The 16,132-nt window shown below is 64.3% G+C and carries 15 protein-coding genes; 14 read left to right on the plus strand and 1 reads right to left on the minus strand.

Annotated elements, in window-relative coordinates:
• Positions 1-178: 178 nt before the first annotated feature.
• On the plus strand, positions 179-1,060 hold the full coding sequence (locus tag AC3WOB_RS18960; protein ID WP_013391121.1) for a LysR substrate-binding domain-containing protein: 882 nt from the start codon (positions 179-181) through the stop codon (positions 1,058-1,060).
• A gap of 538 nt (positions 1,061-1,598) precedes the next feature.
• On the opposite strand, the gene AC3WOB_RS18965 is transcribed toward AC3WOB_RS18960, so the two are convergent.
• Positions 1,599-3,377 carry a M61 family metallopeptidase gene (locus AC3WOB_RS18965; RefSeq protein ID WP_492275866.1) on the minus strand — a complete coding sequence of 593 codons (1,779 nt, stop codon included), beginning with the start codon at positions 3,375-3,377 and terminating at the stop codon, positions 1,599-1,601.
• A gap of 31 nt (positions 3,378-3,408) precedes the next feature.
• On the opposite strand from AC3WOB_RS18965, the gene AC3WOB_RS18970 reads away from it, so the two are divergent.
• The 13 genes from AC3WOB_RS18970 (at position 3,409) to hemE (ending at position 16,094) form a co-directional block, all read left to right on the plus strand.
• Positions 3,409-4,185, plus strand: coding sequence for an enoyl-CoA hydratase (locus tag AC3WOB_RS18970; RefSeq protein WP_492275867.1), 777 nt, complete (start codon positions 3,409-3,411; stop codon positions 4,183-4,185).
• Between the two features lie 256 nt (positions 4,186-4,441).
• Positions 4,442-5,992 (plus strand): DUF1254 domain-containing protein, encoded by a 1,551-nt coding sequence (locus AC3WOB_RS18975; RefSeq protein WP_492275868.1) that lies wholly within the window; start codon positions 4,442-4,444, stop codon positions 5,990-5,992.
• A 435-nt stretch (positions 5,993-6,427) separates the two neighbouring features.
• On the plus strand, positions 6,428-6,844 hold the full coding sequence (locus tag AC3WOB_RS18980) for an ATP synthase subunit I (protein ID WP_413772869.1): 417 nt from the start codon (positions 6,428-6,430) through the stop codon (positions 6,842-6,844).
• An 82-nt stretch (positions 6,845-6,926) separates the two neighbouring features.
• Positions 6,927-7,808, plus strand: coding sequence for a F0F1 ATP synthase subunit A (gene atpB / locus AC3WOB_RS18985; protein ID WP_013391128.1), 882 nt, complete (start codon positions 6,927-6,929; stop codon positions 7,806-7,808).
• A gap of 118 nt (positions 7,809-7,926) precedes the next feature.
• Complete coding sequence (gene atpE / locus AC3WOB_RS18990) at positions 7,927-8,169, plus strand: F0F1 ATP synthase subunit C (RefSeq protein ID WP_003815363.1); 243 nt, start codon at positions 7,927-7,929, stop codon at positions 8,167-8,169.
• A 144-nt stretch (positions 8,170-8,313) separates the two neighbouring features.
• The gene (locus AC3WOB_RS18995) at positions 8,314-8,784 is read left to right on the plus strand and encodes a F0F1 ATP synthase subunit B (RefSeq protein ID WP_013391129.1); all 471 of its coding nucleotides are present in this window, start codon (positions 8,314-8,316) and stop codon (positions 8,782-8,784) included.
• 12 nt (positions 8,785-8,796) lie between these two features.
• Complete coding sequence (locus AC3WOB_RS19000; protein ID WP_013391130.1) at positions 8,797-9,336, plus strand: F0F1 ATP synthase subunit delta; 540 nt, start codon at positions 8,797-8,799, stop codon at positions 9,334-9,336.
• A 28-nt stretch (positions 9,337-9,364) separates the two neighbouring features.
• Complete coding sequence (atpA, locus tag AC3WOB_RS19005) at positions 9,365-10,906, plus strand: F0F1 ATP synthase subunit alpha (RefSeq protein ID WP_013391131.1); 1,542 nt, start codon at positions 9,365-9,367, stop codon at positions 10,904-10,906.
• A gap of 98 nt (positions 10,907-11,004) precedes the next feature.
• On the plus strand, positions 11,005-11,910 hold the full coding sequence (gene atpG / locus AC3WOB_RS19010) for a F0F1 ATP synthase subunit gamma (RefSeq protein ID WP_013391132.1): 906 nt from the start codon (positions 11,005-11,007) through the stop codon (positions 11,908-11,910).
• A 43-nt stretch (positions 11,911-11,953) separates the two neighbouring features.
• Complete coding sequence (atpD, locus tag AC3WOB_RS19015; RefSeq protein ID WP_013391133.1) at positions 11,954-13,354, plus strand: F0F1 ATP synthase subunit beta; 1,401 nt, start codon at positions 11,954-11,956, stop codon at positions 13,352-13,354.
• A 9-nt stretch (positions 13,355-13,363) separates the two neighbouring features.
• Positions 13,364-13,789, plus strand: coding sequence for a F0F1 ATP synthase subunit epsilon (locus tag AC3WOB_RS19020; RefSeq protein ID WP_013391134.1), 426 nt, complete (start codon positions 13,364-13,366; stop codon positions 13,787-13,789).
• 242 nt (positions 13,790-14,031) lie between these two features.
• Positions 14,032-14,844, plus strand: a complete 813-nt coding sequence (locus AC3WOB_RS19025; protein WP_013391135.1) for a helix-turn-helix domain-containing protein — start codon at positions 14,032-14,034, stop codon at positions 14,842-14,844.
• Between the two features lie 176 nt (positions 14,845-15,020).
• Positions 15,021-16,094, plus strand: coding sequence for a uroporphyrinogen decarboxylase (gene hemE, locus AC3WOB_RS19030; RefSeq protein ID WP_013391136.1), 1,074 nt, complete (start codon positions 15,021-15,023; stop codon positions 16,092-16,094).
• The last annotated feature ends 38 nt before the right edge of the window (positions 16,095-16,132 follow it).

The raw sequence follows: 16,132 nt of genomic DNA on the forward strand, positions 1-16,132 counted from the left end.
GATACGGAATGCGGATGTCAGCCGATGGCGGAGCCTGCGGCGGCTAGCGCCGGTCTCATGGCAGGTCCCCGGATGTGCTCGTGTGCTCTATCGGCAGGACTTATTCTGGTCGCCGGGAACGATATTTTCCAATATAGTTTTTATCTGGTTTGATATCTTTCCCAAATAACTGACCGCCATGGAAATCCGCCAACTCCGCTATTTCGCCGTGCTGGCCGAAGAACTCAACTTCACCCGCGCCGCCGCACGTCTGCACATTTCGCAGCCGCCGCTCAGCCTGCAGATCGCGCAGCTGGAGCGCGAACTAGAGGTCAAGCTGTTCGACCGCAACAACCGCCGCGTGACCCTGACCGAAGCCGGCGAAGCTTTCCTCAACGACGTGCGCGCGCTCCTCGCCAGCCTGAAGGACGCCACCGTGCGGGTCCGCGCCGTGGACCAGGGCCTGGCGGGCCGCATCGAAGTGGGCCTGTCCGGATCGCACTTCATGGGCCCAGTCCCCGCCCTGATCGCGCGCTACAAGGCGTCCCATCCCCAGGTCTCCGTGCTGCTCAATGAAATGAATCCCGCCGCGCAACTGGACGCGCTGCGCGGACACCGCATCGACGTCAGCATCTCCCGCACCGCCGTCGACGACGAGGAACTACAGTCCATGCCCCTATGGCCCGATCCCGTCGTGGCCGTGCTCCCCAAGGGCCACCCCCTCTCCGCTCGCAAGCGGCTGGAGCTGAAGGACCTGGCCGGCCAAGCCTTCGTCATGCTGCGCCAGGACACGTCGGCCTTCGCCCGCACCCTGGCCGAAACCTGCGCCCGCGCCGGCCTGCCCCTGTCCGCCGCCCAAACCGTCGCCGAAGTCCCGGCGCAACTGGCGCTCGTCGCCGCAGGCCTGGGCGTGGCCCTGGTTCCGCGTTCCACCTGCCGCCATGCCACCGACCGGGTCGCCATCTGCAGCCTGCCCGCCAATATCTCCCGCGCCATGGTCTACGCCGTCACCCGCAGGCTGGGCAGGAGACGCGCGTTGGATACGTTCTTGCAGACTGCGGCGCAGATGAAGGAGGAGTGAGGGCGTAATCGCTGACGGTCCAAAAATGTCGTGGCCATACTGATGCCAGACGCCGGAATCCCGGGAACCGTGCGAGGTGCGCCATAACATCCAACGCAACGGTGCCAACGAAGGGCAGTGACCGTCGCGCAGCGTCACCATCCGACGCAAGACTCCGCGTAAGCCCCAGAAGGCCGCCCGCGCGGCCGCCCTGGGGCGGGCCCCGCAAGATCTTCGCCAAACCCCAGACCGAGGCCAGAACCCCAAGCACCCAGCTCGTCCCAGCGCCCGTAAAGATTCATACAACCGAGCCCGGCGCGGCGGCCCAGCCGGTGGCGCGGGGCGTCGATAAGCCCAAGGGAATCCGTAGGGAGCCGAAGGCGTACGAGGATGACGCAGGGGCAGTCCGGAGCGTAGGCTCCGGACCGCAATCGTTGCCCCGCGCCACCGGCTGGGCCGCCGCGCCGGGCGGCCTTAAGAACCCAAAACCGGCCGCCCAAAAAACAAGGACCGTCCCACAACACACGGCCCCCAAAAAAACCGAGCGAAGTAAAAACACTCAACCCGTCAATACACAATCCAAAGCCTCAGGCGGACTCAACCTAACCCGGAACTCCCTCAACTCATCCCGCCGGAACACATGCACAGTAATCCGGTCCCCCGCCCGATACTGCGCCAGCAACAGCTCCAGCCCCGCCGGCGCATCCACCCGCAAGCCATCCACCGCCACCAGCACATCCCCGGCAGACAAGCCGCCCTTATGCCCCGCGCCGCCCTCCAGCACCGTCGCCAGCACCAGCGACTCCCCCTGCTTGCGCGTACGCACATACAGCGAAGGAATATTGGCCGCCGTCTTCCATTGCAGCTTGATGCCCTGCGGCTCCAGCAATTCGGCCAGCGGCACATCCGCCGTCCCGTAGGCATGGCGTGCAATGAAGCGCCGCGTATCAACGCCCGTGGCCTCGAGAATCAACGCCGGCAGCCCGTCCTCGGCCAAACCCTGCGGCTTGCCCTGATAAAAGTCACGCCCATAACGGCCCCACAGCAAACGCATCACATCATCCAGCGAGCGCGCCCCGTCCGTTTCCCGGCGGATCAGCAGATCCAGTCCCAACGCCACCAGCGCGCCCTTGGTGTAATAGCTGACCAGCGCATTCGGCGAATTCTCGTCCTGCTTGTAATAGCGCGTCCAGGCATCGAATGAACTCTCCGCCACCGACTGCTTCGTACGCCCCGGCGTGCGCGCCACGCTGGTGATGGTCTTGGCCAGCAGGCGCAGATAGTCGGGCTGCGTGATCGCGCCCGAACGCAGCAGCAGCAGATCGTCGTAATAGGAAGTGAAACCCTCGAACACCCACAGCAGGCGCGTCAGGTCAGGCTGCGAAAGATCGTAGGGAACAAAGGCTTCCGGCTTGATCCGCTTGACGTTCCAGGTATGGAAATACTCATGGCTCACCAGCCCCAGGAAACCGCGATAGCCCTCGCCCTGGCCCTGCTGGCCCATCACCGGCAAGTCCTTGCGCGCCGTCATCAGCGCCGTGCTGGCGCGATGCTCCAGCCCGCCATAGCCGTCGCCCGTGACCATCGTCATGAACACGTAGCGGTCCGAGCTATCCAGGAAAGGCGCGCGCTTGCTGCGCGGCTCGAAGAACGCGATCTGCGTTTCGCAGATCTTGCGTACGTCTTCCGTGATCCGCGCCAGATCCAGATTGGGCGCAACCCCGGTGAACACCAACTCGTGTTCCGCGCCATGCGCCACGAAACTCGACACCTGCGGCGTGCCCATCTCCACCGGATGATCGATCAGCGCGTCATAGTCGGGTGCCAGGTACAACCCGAAACCATGGCGGCGCGCGGCGCCCGTGTGGCCGCGCGCTTCAGGCAGGCTGGTGTAGACCTTCCAGCCCTGGATCGAACGCGGCGGCGCCAGGTCCACCAGGCACGGCAGATGGTCCTGTCCATGCACCCGCAGGAACACGCTGGTGCCATTGAAAAAGCCGTGAGTCTCGTCCAGGTGCGCGCCGCGCACCGACAGGTCCCAGGCATAGACTTCGTACTCGACCCGCAGCGGACCCTCGCAGGGTGCGGCCTGCCAGGTGTGGTTGTCGATCTTCTCGACCGGTACGCGTCGCGAGCCCGAATAGGCCGCCAGCGATTCGATCTGGCGCGAGAAATCGCGGATCAGGTAGCTGCCCGGAATCCAGGCCGGCAGCGACAGGCGCTGGCCGCCGGGGGAGGGCGCTGCGATGCTTAGGGTTATCCGGTAGCGGTGTCCGGCCGGGTCGTGGGGCGCGAGGCGGTAAAGTAGCGGCAGAGCGTTGTCTTTTTCCATGGACATATCTTACTTTCATACTTATTCGGAGACATCAATGAGCGAGTCGTTTGTGCTGGTCGAAACCCGGGGCCGCGTCGGCCTGCTGACGCTGAACCGTCCCAAGGCCCTGAACGCCTTGAACGATCAACTGATGGATGAGCTCGGCGCGGCCTTGCTGGCGTTCGAAGCGGATGCCGGTATCGGCGCCGTGGTCATCACCGGCAGCGAAAAAGCCTTTGCCGCCGGCGCCGACATCGGCGCCATGAAAGACTGGTCGTACATGGACGTGTATGGCAGTGAATACATCACGCGCAACTGGGAAACGCTCAAGCGCATCAAGAAGCCGGTGATCGCTGCCGTGGCCGGTTACGCCCTGGGCGGCGGCTGCGAATTGGCCATGATGTGCGACATCATCATCGCCGCCGATACCGCCAAGTTCGGCCAGCCCGAAATCAAGCTGGGCGTGATCCCGGGCGCCGGCGGCACCCAGCGCCTGCCGCGCGCGGTGGGCAAGGCCAAGGCCATGGACCTGGCGCTGACCGCCCGCATGATGGGCGCAGAGGAAGCGGAACGCGCCGGCCTGGTGTCGCGCGTGGTTGCGGCCGACAAGCTCATGGAAGAAGCCATGGACGCGGCCACCGTCATCGCCTCCATGTCGCTGCCCTCGGTCATGATGGCCAAGGAATGCGTCAACCGCGCCTTCGAAGGCTCGCTCAACGAAGGCCTGCTGTTCGAGCGCCGCGTGTTCCATTCGCTGTTCGCGACCGAAGACCAGAAGGAAGGCATGGCGGCTTTCACTGAAAAGCGCAAACCGGACTTCAAACACCGTTAATCCTTGTTACGCGCGGGCCTATGGTCCGCGCGCTCCCGGATTTGCTCCTCGCGCCCTCTCAGGGCGCGATTTTTTTGCATGCGCGCTCTAGTGCGCGCCGTGTTGCGCCTTGAAACGCTTGGGCAGCACCTTGTTGCAGAGTTCGGTCCTATCCTGAAAAAGCGTCACCACGAGGTGCCGCGCCAGAGAGGCTTGCCCGAACTGGCAAGCCCGGCGCGGCGGCTCGCTTGCAGACAAAACCAAGAAGGAGCCTTGCATGCGTACATCTATCGCTACCCGCCGGTGGTCCGCCGCAGTCCTTGCCGGCGCGCTGAGCGCCTGCTTCGTTACCGCCGCGCAGGCGCAATCGCCGCGTCCCTCCCTGCGCCTGGTGTCCGAGACGCCATATCCGGCCGCTTCCGCGCCCGCCGCGCAGATGAGCGAGCAAGAGCTGCGCGACATCGCCATCGACGCCTATGTCTACGCCTATCCGATGGTGCTGATGGAGCTGGCGCGCCGCAAGGCCACCGCCGTGCAGACGCCGCTGGACGGCAAGGCGCCGGTGAATCAATTCGGCCACAAGGCCGCCTTCCCCGATCCGCGCGCCGGCGACGTGCCGTGGCCCAGCGCCGATGCGCTCTATTCCAGCTTGTGGTTCGACGTGTCGCGCGCGCCGCTGATCGTGAACCTGCCCGCCACCGGCGACCGCTATATGGTGTTGTCGGCGCTGGACATGTGGAGCGATGTGTTCGCCTCGCGCGGCACGCGTACCAATGGCAACGGCGCCCAGTCCTTCGCGATCGTCGGCCCCGGCTGGCAGGGCAGTGTGCCGCCCGGCATGGACGTGATCCACAGCCCCACCGCCACCGGCTGGCTGATCGGCTGGACCCAGGCGGGAGGCCCGCAAGACTACGCGGCCGTCAATCAGATCCAGGCCGGCATGACCGCCAGTCTGCTGGCCGCGTCCGCCACCGCTCGGCCCGCCGTCAACCGCGGCTCCCGCAGCGCTTATCCGCAGACCGGTCCCGGCGTGGGTGCGGCGCCAATCGGCAGCGACCTGCCGCCGCCCATGCCCGTGACGGTACCCGACGGCACGCCGGCCGAGCAGGCCGCGGGCATGGATGCCGCCTCGTTCTTCACGCTGTTCTTCGACGTGATGCGCAACAACCCGCCGCACGCCAATGACACGCCCATCCTGGACCGCATGCGCCGCATCGGCCTGGACAGCCGCCAACCGTTCTCGTATGGCCGCCTGAATCCGGCCGTGCAGCAGGCGCTGGCGCAGGCCCAGCCGCTGGCCGGCCGGCGCATCGCCGATGGCGTGTCGCGCCTGGGCACGCCCATGAACGGCTGGAGCACCGTGCTGTCCGGCATCGGCACCTACGGCACCGACTACACGCGGCGTGCCGCCATCGCCTATGCCGGCCTGGGCGCGCCGACGCCCGAGGACGTGCTCTACCCGGTGACGGTGTCCGATTCCAAGGGCCGCGCGCTGAACTCCAACGAGGACTATGTGCTGCACTTCGACAAGGGCCAGTTGCCGCCGGCCAATGCCTTCTGGTCGCTGCACGTCTACGACGCGAACCACGGCTTTGCCGACAATCCGGCCAACCGCTACGTGCTGCGCAGCACCGACGGCCTGAAGTACAACGCCGACGGTTCGCTGGACATCTACATCCAGCGCCGCGACCCCGGCGAACGCAAGCGCTCGAACTGGATCGCCTCGCCGGCCGCCGATGCGCCGTTCCTGCTCAGTATGCGTTTGTATTCGCCCCAGGATACGGCGCTGGACGGCCAGTGGGCGCCGCCGCCGGTCAAGGAAGACTGACCTTGTTTTGATGGTATAAAGCGCGGCCTCCATTGCGGAGGCCGCGTTGCATGGCGCAGGCTTTGCGCACCGCGCGTTGCGGGCCGATTCGCGTCCCTAATTTCGTCGGATCCAAGCGTTGTTTGCACCTTACAAACGGCCGAAAGTTCATTTGCTAGGGTAAAAAGAATCACGCTATACTCTGCGGGTTTGACGCTTGCGGGATAAGAACACGTAGCGGCTGACAAGTAGCTGGCACGGCGTTGATGAGCCTTTTGAAATCAACGACTTGGCGCCGGCTATGGGAGGCAGCTACGGGCAGCGGGACGCGCCGGTTCTGATAGGGGCAAAGAAGCAAAGCGAGGAAGTTTGATGCAACAGAACTCCATGCAGCAGGAAGTGCGGCAGGGTCCGGTTGAAGGTCAGGGTCAGCAGCAAGCAATGTTTGACCACGACATGACGGATAAAGTTCTGGTTCTCAGTGACGCGGATCGCGCGGCGCTGAATGCTCAAGCAAGCCGCGGGCTCCTGTTGGCATTGGCAGCGCAAGGTGCCATGGGGCTCGCAGCAGCAGTGATAGCGGGGGTTGTCGGAGGGGCGGCGGCAGGTTGGTCGGCGCTGGCGGGGGCGGGAGCGTATTTCATTCCCAATGCGTTGTTCGCATTGCGCCTGGCTGTCAGCGTACGGGCCGGTAAGTCCAGTCCCTTTACCTTTCTCTCTGGTGAGTTGATCAAGTTGTTCGCAACGGCGTTGCTGTTGTGGCTGCTTTCGCGTGTGGCGCAGGACAGCCTCGTATGGCCTGCCGCGCTGCTCGGTCTGATACTCACATTGAAGGGCTATCTCTTGCTCTTGATGTTCCGCAAGTTGTCATAGCGCCGAGCAGGTTTGCGGCAAACGAAATCGTGGAATCGTCCGGTTCGCAAGGGCCGGGCACAGCAAATAGGGTAGGATTCAAATGGCTGCTGCCAGCGACGTGTCGCCTCAGTCCGCGTATATTCAGCACCACCTGGTGCATCTGAACAATACCGGTGAGAAACAGAGCGCTATTGCTCAGTTCGACATCATCAATTACGACTCGTTGTTCTGGTCCGGCCTGATGGGCCTGATCGTCATTTTCTTCCTCTGGCGCGCTGCGCGCCGCGCCACCAACGGCGTGCCGGGCCGCTTCCAGGCCTTCGTGGAAATGATCGTCGACATGGTCGACGACCAGGCCAAGGGCATCGTCCACAACGCCAAGAGCCGTCTCTTCATCGCCCCGCTGGCGCTCACCGTGTTCCTCTGGATCATCCTGATGAACGCGCTGGACCTGCTGCCCGTCGACTTGCTGCCCTCCATCTGGCGTCTGACCGGCCTGGGTGCCGAGCATGGCGACCCTCTCTACTACCACCGCATTCTGCCGACCGCCGACCTGAACGTGCCGATGGGCATGTCGCTGGGCGTGCTGCTGCTGATGTTCTACTACGGCATCAAGATCAAGCACCCGGGCGGCTTCGTCAAAGAACTGTTCACCGCGCCGTTCCATGCGCACGGCATCGGCGCCATTGTGCTGGCTCCGTTCAACCTGCTGCTGAACCTGATCGAATACGCCGCCAAGTCCGTCTCGCTGGGCATGCGGTTGTTCGGCAACATGTTCGCCGGCGAACTGATTTTCATGCTGATCGCCCTGCTGGGCGGCGCCTGGACCGGTTTCAACGGCGCCAGCATCGGCTTGGGCATCGGTCACATCCTGGCCGGTTCCATCTGGGCGATCTTCCACATCCTGATCGTTCTGCTGCAGGCCTTCATCTTCATGATGCTGACGCTGGTGTACCTCGGCCAGGCTCACGAAGGCCACTGATCCCCCGAATTTCCCGTGCTGGCCACCCGGCCAGCACGGGATAGCAAGATTATCTTGCATTGAGCAGTACCCCTTATTTTTCAATTTTTGACTTCAGATTTCTAACCAAGGAGTTGTCATGACCAACGTCGCTTTCGTTGCCCTCGCATGCGGTCTTATCATCGGTCTGGGCGCTATCGGCGCTTGCATCGGCATCGCACTGATGGGCGGCAAGTATCTGGAAGCCTCGGCTCGTCAGCCTGAACTGATGAACGCTCTGCAAACGAAGATGTTCCTGCTGGCTGGCCTGATCGACGCGGCATTCCTGATCGGCGTGGGTATCGCCATGCTGTTCGCCTTCGCCAACCCGTTCGTCGGCTAAGGCACCGCCCGCCGGCGAAAAGGCGGGTCATGACGCTGGCGGCGATGCGGGTGCAAGCTCCGTCGCCGCCTAGCAAAGTATCGAGTGCTCCGTGACGCCCCTTTCCGGGTGCGGTCGGAGCCGCAAGGTGTTAAAGGAACGACCGTGAATCTGAACGCGACGATCATTTTCCAGATGCTCGTGTTCTTCGTTCTGGGCTGGTTCACGATGAAATTCGTGTGGCCCCCCCTGACGAAGGCGATGGACGAGCGCCGCCAGAAAATCGCCGACGGCCTGGCCGCCGCCGAGAAGGGCAAAGCCGATCTGGCTCAAGCCCAGGCGCGCGTCAGTCTGATCGAGGCTTCTGCCAAGTCCGAAAACCACGCCCGCATCATCGAGGCCGAGAAGCAAGCCGCCTCCCTGATCGAGCAGGCCCGCCGTGAAGCGGAAGCCGAGCGCGCCCGCATCGTGGCGCAGGCTGCCCAGGATGCCGCGCAGGAAGTCCAGCGCGCCCGCGACCTGCTGCGCGACGACGTCGCTGCGCTGGCCGTCAAGGGTGCTGAACAGATCCTCAAGCGCGAGGTTGACGCCCGCGCACACGCCGAGCTGCTCAACCAGCTCCGCGCGCAGCTTTAATCCGGGACCGTCATGGCTGAACTTTCCACTGTTGCCCGGCCCTACGCTGAAGCGCTCTTCAGCGCGGCGCGCGACGACCGCGCCGGCTTGCCGGCCTGGTCCGACCTGGTCAGCGAACTGGCTCAGGTCGCCTCCAACCCCGACGTGCGCGAGGCCATGGCCGACCCGCGTCTGGGCGACAAGCAGCGCGTCGAGCTGTTCTCCGGCCTGGTAAAGGCCGAACTGCCTCAAGCCGCCCGCAATTTCATCGAGCTGCTGGTCGAAAACGACCGGTTGCTGCTGCTGCCCGACATCGCCGCGCAATTCGCGGTGCTGCGGAATCGTCACGACGGCACGGCGCAGGCGGAAATCACCAGCGCGTTCGAACTGAGCGATGCCCAGGTCAAAGAACTGGTTACCGCCCTCGAACAAAAATTTGGCCTCAAGCTCAAGCCCAGCGTCACCGTTGATCCGTCGCTGATCGGCGGCGTGCGCGTGGCCGTCGGTGACCAGGTGCTCGATACTTCCGTACAAGCCCAATTGGCCCGCATGCGCGATCAGCTCGCCGCTTAAGGCAACTAACAGGATTCCAGGAGTCAATATGCAACTCAATCCCTCCGAGATCAGCGAACTGCTCAAGAGCCGCATCGAGGGCCTGGGCGCTTCGGCTGATGTCCGTACTCAGGGCACCGTCGTGTCCGTGACCGACGGTATTACCCGCATCCACGGCTTGTCCGACGTGATGCAGGGCGAAATGCTCGAATTCCCCAACAACGTTTTCGGTCTGGCGCTCAACCTCGAGCGTGATTCCGTCGGCGCCGTTATTCTCGGCGACTACACCGGCGTTTCCGAAGGCGACCAGGTCAAGACGACCGGCCGCATTCTGGAAGTTCCGGTCGGTCCCGAACTGAAAGGCCGCGTGGTCAACACGCTGGGCGAGCCGATCGACGGCAAGGGCCCGGTCAACGCCAAGGCCACCGACATCATCGAAAAAGTGGCGCCTGGCGTTATCGCCCGCCGCTCGGTGTCGCAGCCGCTGCAAACCGGCATCAAGGCTATCGACTCGATGGTGCCGATCGGCCGTGGCCAGCGCGAACTGATCATTGGCGACCGCCAGACCGGCAAGACCGCCGTCGCTGTCGACACCATCATCAGCCAGAAGGGCAAGGGCGTCACCTGCGTGTACGTCGCTATCGGCCAGAAGGCTTCCACGATCAACAACGTGGTCCGCAAGCTGGAAGAGCACGGCGCGATGGAATACACCATCGTCGTGGCCGCTTCGGCCTCCGACTCGGCCGCCATGCAGTACCTGGCCGCCTACGCCGGCTGCACGATGGGCGAATACTTCCGCGATCGCGGCGAAGACGCTCTGATCGTCTATGACGACCTGACCAAGCAAGCCTGGGCCTATCGCCAGGTCTCGCTGCTGCTGCGCCGTCCGCCGGGCCGCGAAGCCTACCCGGGCGACGTGTTCTACCTGCACTCGCGCCTGCTGGAACGCGCTGCCCGCGTCAACGAAGAGTACGTCGAGAAGTTCACCAACGGCGCCGTCAAGGGCCAGACCGGTTCGCTGACCGCGCTGCCGATCATCGAAACCCAGGCAGGCGACGTGTCGGCCTTCGTTCCGACCAACGTGATCTCGATCACCGACGGCCAGATCTTCCTGGAAACCGACCTGTTCAACGCCGGTGTCCGCCCCGCAATCAACGCCGGTATTTCGGTGTCGCGTGTGGGTGGCGCTGCTCAGACCAAGGTCGTCAAGAAGCTGTCCGGCGGTATCCGTACCGACTTGGCGCAGTACCGTGAACTGGCCGCCTTCGCGCAGTTCGCTTCCGACCTGGACGACGCGACCCGTCGCCAGCTGGAACGCGGCAAGCGCGTGGTGGAACTGCTCAAGCAGCCGCAATACCAGCCGCTGCAAGTGTGGGAACTGGCCGTCACGCTGTACACGGTCAACAACGGCTACCTGGATGAAGTGGACGTGGCCCAAGTGCTGTCGTTCGAGAAGTCGCTGAAGGATCAACTGAAGGCCAAGCATGCGGCCCTGATCCAGCGCATCGAAGACACCAAGGAACTGTCCAAGGATGACGAGGCCGAACTGGCCGCCGCCATTCAGGAATTCAAGAAGCACGGTGCTTTTTAAGAAAGTGATGGGTTAGGCGTCCGCGACGCCTCACCCATCCTTCCCGGATGGATGAGGCGCCAGCGGAACCCATCGGCCAGTCTTCACAGGAAAGCGCAATGCCCGGAATTAAGGAAATCCGAACCAAGATCAAGAGCGTGCAAAACACGCGCAAGATCACCAAGGCGATGGAAATGGTCGCCGCATCCAAAATGCGCAAGGCGCAGGAGCGGATGCGTGCAGGCCGTCCGTACGCCACCAAGGTGCGCGAGATTGCTGCGCACCTGATGCAGGCCAACCCCGAATACAGCCACCCGTACCTGGTCGAACGCGAAATCAAAGCGGTCGGCGTGGTCATGGTGACGACCGACAAGGGTTTGTGCGGCGGCTTGAACACCAACATCACCCGCGTGACGTTGGGCAAGCTGAAAGAGTTCGAGAAGAACGGCATCGCCGTGCAAGCGACCGCTTTCGGCAACAAGGGCGTGGGCGTGCTGACGCGCATCGGCGCCAAACTGGTTTCCCAGGAAGTGCAACTGGGCGACAAGCCGCAACTCGACCGCCTGCTGGGCGCGATCAAGGTGCAGCTGGACGCCTACCTGGAAGGCCGCATCGACGCGCTGTACGTGGCTTCGACCCGCTTCGTCAACACGATGAAGCAGGAGCCGCTGTTCCTGCGTCTGCTGCCCCTGGCCAGCGGTTTGGATGATCCGTACCAGATGGGTGCCGAGAAGCTGGCCAAGACCTCGGAAGTGAAGTCGGACTACAGCTGGGATTACATCTACGAACCCGACGCCCGTAGCGTGATCGACGACCTGCTGCAGCGTTACGTTGAAGGCCTGCTGTACCAAGCCGTGGCCGAGAACATGGCTTCGGAGCAGTCGGCCCGGATGGTCGCCATGAAGGCGGCGTCGGACAACGCCAAGAAGGTCATCGGCGATCTGCAACTGGTCTACAACAAGACCCGTCAGGCCGCGATCACCAAAGAAATTTCGGAAATCGTAGGGGGCGCTGCCGCCGTTTGAGGCAGGCAGCATCCCGTCACAAGCTATCAAGCAAGGAATCGACATGAGCAACGGAACCATCGTTCAGTGCATCGGCGCCGTGGTGGATATTCAGTTCCCCCGCGATCACATGCCCAAGATTTACGAAGCGCTTACCCTGGCCGACGAGGGTTCCTCGTTCGCCGAAAAGGGTCTGACGCTGGAAGTGCAGCAACAGTTGGGCGACGGCGTGGTGCGTACCATTGCGCTGGGCTCCAGCGACGGCCTGCGCCGCGGCATGAAGGTCACGGGCACGGGCGCCCCGATCTCGGTGCCCGTCGGCACCGGCACGCTGGGCCGCATCATGGACGTGCTGGGTCGTCCCATCGACGAAGCCGGCCCCATTCAGCACGAAGAAAAGCGCGGCATTCACCAGCCGGCTCCCCGTTTCGACGAACTGTCGCCGTCGGTGGAACTGCTGGAAACCGGCATCAAGGTTATTGACCTGGTTTGCCCGTTCGCCAAGGGCGGCAAGGTCGGCCTGTTCGGCGGCGCCGGCGTGGGCAAGACCGTCAACATGATGGAACTGATCAACAACATCGCCAAGCAGCACAGCGGCTTGTCGGTGTTCGCCGGCGTGGGTGAGCGTACCCGCGAAGGCAACGACTTCTACCACGAAATGGAAGAGTCGAACGTTCTGGACAAGGTTGCGATGGTGTTCGGTCAGATGAACGAACCCCCGGGCAACCGTCTGCGCGTGGCGCTGACCGGCCTGACCATGGCCGAGAAGTTCCGCGACGAAGGCCGCGACATCCTGTTCTTCGTGGACAACATCTACCGCTACACCCTGGCCGGTACGGAAGTGTCCGCACTGCTGGGCCGTATGCCGTCGGCGGTGGGTTACCAGCCCACGCTGGCCGAAGAAATGGGCAAGCTGCAAGAGCGCATCACGTCGACCAAGACCGGCTCGATCACCTCGATCCAGGCCGTGTACGTCCCTGCGGACGACTTGACCGACCCGTCGCCTGCCACGACCTTCCAGCATTTGGACTCGACCGTCGTGCTGTCGCGTGACATCGCCGCTCTGGGTATCTACCCGGCCGTGGACCCGCTGGATTCGTCCAGCCGCCAGCTCGACCCGCAAGTCGTGGGCGAAGAGCACTACGCCGTTGCCCGTGGCGTGCAGCAAACGCTGCAGCGCTACAAGGAACTGCGCGACATCATCGCGATTCTGGGCATGGACGAACTGTCGCCGGAAGACAAGCAGGCCGTGGCCCGCGCTCGCAAGATCCAGCGCTTCCTGTCGCAGCCGTTCCACGTTGCTGAAGTGTTTACCGGTTCGCCCGGCAAGTACGTTCCGCTGGCCGAAACCATCCGTGGTTTCAAGATGATCGTGAACGGCGAGTGCGATGCACTGCCGGAACAGGCCTTCTACATGGTCGGCTCGATCGACGAGGCCTTCGAGAAGGCCAAGAAACTGCAATAAGGAACCGATATGGCTACCCTGCATGTGGATGTCGTCAGCGCAGAGGAAGCGATCTTCTCCGGTGAGGCGAAGTTCGTGGTGCTGCCTGGCGAAGCGGGTGAACTGGGCATTCTGCCCGGCCACACCCCGCTGATTTCGCGCATACGCCCCGGGACGGTCAAGATCGTTCGTGCCGACCAAGGCGAGGAAAACATCTTCGTCGCCGGGGGCATTCTGGAAGTGCAGCCGGGCAGCGTGACGGTTCTGGCCGACACGGCTATCCGTGCCGCCGACCTGGACGAAGCCCGCGCCCTGGAAGCGCGCCAGAAGGCCGAACAGGCCCTGGCCAACGCCAAGGACAAGGCGGACATCGCCGTGGTCGAAGCCGAACTCGCCATGCTGGCTGCGCAAGCCATCGCGGCGCGCAAGCTGCGCCAAGGCGGCCGTTCGCACTAAGCGGCGACGCTGTGCCCCGGGTTACGCTCCGGACTCGAAGAAAGCGGCCTTTGGGCCGCTTTTTTCATGTCCGAGCCAAGGCTGCGGCATTCGCCTTTGTGCGAGCCGCAATGCGATCACTACGAATAGCTGGCTGGCGGCTGCAACAGTAGCCTTCAGTTTTGCCTAGTGAAGCGTAGGGGGAAAGCGTGCGAGAAGTCCTGGATTGCGGGGTTCTGCTGGCGCCGGGCCACGAAGGGGCGATGCGCGATCTGGTTGCGCAGCACCCGGCCAGGCAGATGCGTGTGCGGCTGCACCTGGTATCGCTGAGTCCGGTGCGTTATGCCGCCGCTGGCGCGGCGTCCCGCGATACGTCCGCAGATGCGGCGGCTGACGCCGTGCCTGAAGCCCCGGTCCCGGAAGCGGACGTGCAGGCGCTGGCGCGGTTGGCTGTGGCGCTCAGGCGCTATGACTGCTGCATCCTGCCCGTGGCACCGTCTTCGCTGGCCTGGACGCGCATGGCCTTGCAGCAGGCCGACGCCGTGTTGACTACCCCGTTGCTGTTGCTGATCTCGGACGTGAAGGCGCCCGCCATCGAAGACCTGCTGAGCCTGGGCGCATCGGATTTCGAGACGCAGCCCGCCTGCCGGGAGAGCCTGCGGGTGCGGCTCGGTCGCCTGGCCCGCGCCGCGCAGGGGCGCGGCACGGCGCGGGTAGAGATCCGTGAGCCCGCGACGATGTACCGCGAGGCGCGGCCTCAGGCAGGCGCGGGCGGATTACCTCGTCCCGCAGCCTTGCGCGCCCGGGTGGCGTCCGATCTTGTCGATCACGCCGTGCCCGGCCCGCGTCATCAACACCCGCGGCTCGCGCACGAATCCTTCCGGATCGCGAAGGCGCGGGTGGTGGACGGCTTCGAGCGCGACTACATCCGGCTTGCGCTGTCGCGTCATGGCGGCAACGTGGCGCAGGCGGCGCGGGCCTGCTGCAAGCACCGGCGGGCCTTCTGGGCGCTGATGCGCAAGCACGGCATCGAGGCGGCGCCGTACCGGCAGGCCGCGCAGGAGCAGGGTGCCTGAAGCGCCTGCGCGGCAGGCAGGACTGCTGGCGCGTCAGCTCCACCACCCGGGCGTCGCACGCGTCGTCCCGCGCGGAAAGCGCCGTACTTGCGCGCGGGCAAGCACGGGCCGGCGGCGGGCCGGGATTTGTCAGCCAGGGGAAGTAAAATCACGGCTTCCGATCATCGAGGATAGTCGTGTCTGCTTCCGTACTGAAGAACGATGTGTTCTTGCGCTCGCTGTTGCGCGAGCCCGTGCCCTACACCCCGATCTGGCTGATGCGCCAGGCCGGCCGCTACTTGCCCGAGTACCGCCAGACGCGGGCCCGTGCGGGTTCCTTCATGGGCCTCGCGCAGAATCCGGAGTACGCCTCGGAAGTCACGCTGCAGCCGCTGGAGCGTTTCGACCTGGATGCGGCCATCCTGTTCTCGGACATCCTGACGGTGCCGCACGCCATGGGCCTGGGCCTGGATTTCGCCGAAGGCGAGGGGCCGCGCTTCGCGCGTCCGGTGCGTACCGAGGAAGACGTGGCGCGCCTGGAAGTGCCGGACATGGACAAGCTGCGCTATGTCTTCGACGCCGTGCGCACGATCCGGCGCGACCTGGACGGCAAGGTCCCGCTGATCGGCTTTGCCGGCAGCCCCTGGACCATCGCCTGCTACATGGTGGAAGGCCAGGGCAGCGATGATTACCGCCTGATCAAGACCATGCTGTATGCGCGTCCCGACCTGCTGCACCGCATACTCGAGATCAACGCCGAAGCCACGCTGCAGTACCTGAACGCGCAGATCGACGCGGGCGCGCAAGCCGTGATGCTGTTCGACAGCTGGGGCGGCGTGCTGGCCGACGGCCTGTTCCAGCAGTTTTCGCTGGCCTACACCCGCAAGGTCGTGGCCGGCCTGAAGCGCGAACACGAAGGCCGCCGCGTGCCGGCCATTGTCTTCACCAAAGGCGGCGGCCAATGGCTGGAACAGATTGCCGCCTGCGGCGCCGACGCCGTGGGCCTGGACTGGACGGTGGATCTGGCCGCCGCGCGGCGCCGCACCGGGGACTCGGTGGCGTTCCAGGGCAACCTGGATCCCATGGCTTTGTTCGGCGGCGGACCCGCCATCCGGGCCGAGGCGCGGCGCGTGCTGGATGCCTTCGGACCGGTGGGCAAGGGCGGCCACGTGTTCAATCTGGGGCACGGAATTTCGCGCTTTACTCCGCCGGAAGCCGTAGCCGAATTGGTGGATGAAGTCCACCAGCACAGCCGTTCGCTGCGGGGGTAAGTGAGTGGACGCTTCGGTCTAAAGGGCCGGAGCAGGAG

The organism is Achromobacter sp. FW305-C-30-7, assembly GCF_058783105.1.

What these genes read in the sequence shown, in the direction of transcription:
- atpD (WP_013391133.1), top strand. Translation starts at nt 11,954, where the DNA reads ATGAGCAACGGAACCATCGTTCAGTGCATCGGCGCCGTGGTGGATATT.
- AC3WOB_RS19020 (WP_013391134.1), top strand. Translation starts at nt 13,364, where the DNA reads ATGGCTACCCTGCATGTGGATGTCGTCAGCGCAGAGGAAGCGATCTTC.
- AC3WOB_RS18960 (WP_013391121.1), top strand. Translation starts at nt 179, where the DNA reads ATGGAAATCCGCCAACTCCGCTATTTCGCCGTGCTGGCCGAAGAACTC.
- AC3WOB_RS19000 (WP_013391130.1), top strand. Translation starts at nt 8,797, where the DNA reads ATGGCTGAACTTTCCACTGTTGCCCGGCCCTACGCTGAAGCGCTCTTC.
- atpB (WP_013391128.1), top strand. Translation starts at nt 6,927, where the DNA reads ATGGCTGCTGCCAGCGACGTGTCGCCTCAGTCCGCGTATATTCAGCAC.
- AC3WOB_RS18980 (WP_413772869.1), top strand. Translation starts at nt 6,428, where the DNA reads ATGACGGATAAAGTTCTGGTTCTCAGTGACGCGGATCGCGCGGCGCTG.
- AC3WOB_RS19025 (WP_013391135.1), top strand. Translation starts at nt 14,032, where the DNA reads ATGCGCGATCTGGTTGCGCAGCACCCGGCCAGGCAGATGCGTGTGCGG.
- AC3WOB_RS18975 (WP_492275868.1), top strand. Translation starts at nt 4,442, where the DNA reads ATGCGTACATCTATCGCTACCCGCCGGTGGTCCGCCGCAGTCCTTGCC.
- AC3WOB_RS18970 (WP_492275867.1), top strand. Translation starts at nt 3,409, where the DNA reads ATGAGCGAGTCGTTTGTGCTGGTCGAAACCCGGGGCCGCGTCGGCCTG.
- atpE (WP_003815363.1), top strand. Translation starts at nt 7,927, where the DNA reads ATGACCAACGTCGCTTTCGTTGCCCTCGCATGCGGTCTTATCATCGGT.
- atpA (WP_013391131.1), top strand. Translation starts at nt 9,365, where the DNA reads ATGCAACTCAATCCCTCCGAGATCAGCGAACTGCTCAAGAGCCGCATC.
- atpG (WP_013391132.1), top strand. Translation starts at nt 11,005, where the DNA reads ATGCCCGGAATTAAGGAAATCCGAACCAAGATCAAGAGCGTGCAAAAC.
- AC3WOB_RS18965 (WP_492275866.1), bottom strand. Translation starts at nt 3,377, where the DNA reads ATGTCCATGGAAAAAGACAACGCTCTGCCGCTACTTTACCGCCTCGCG.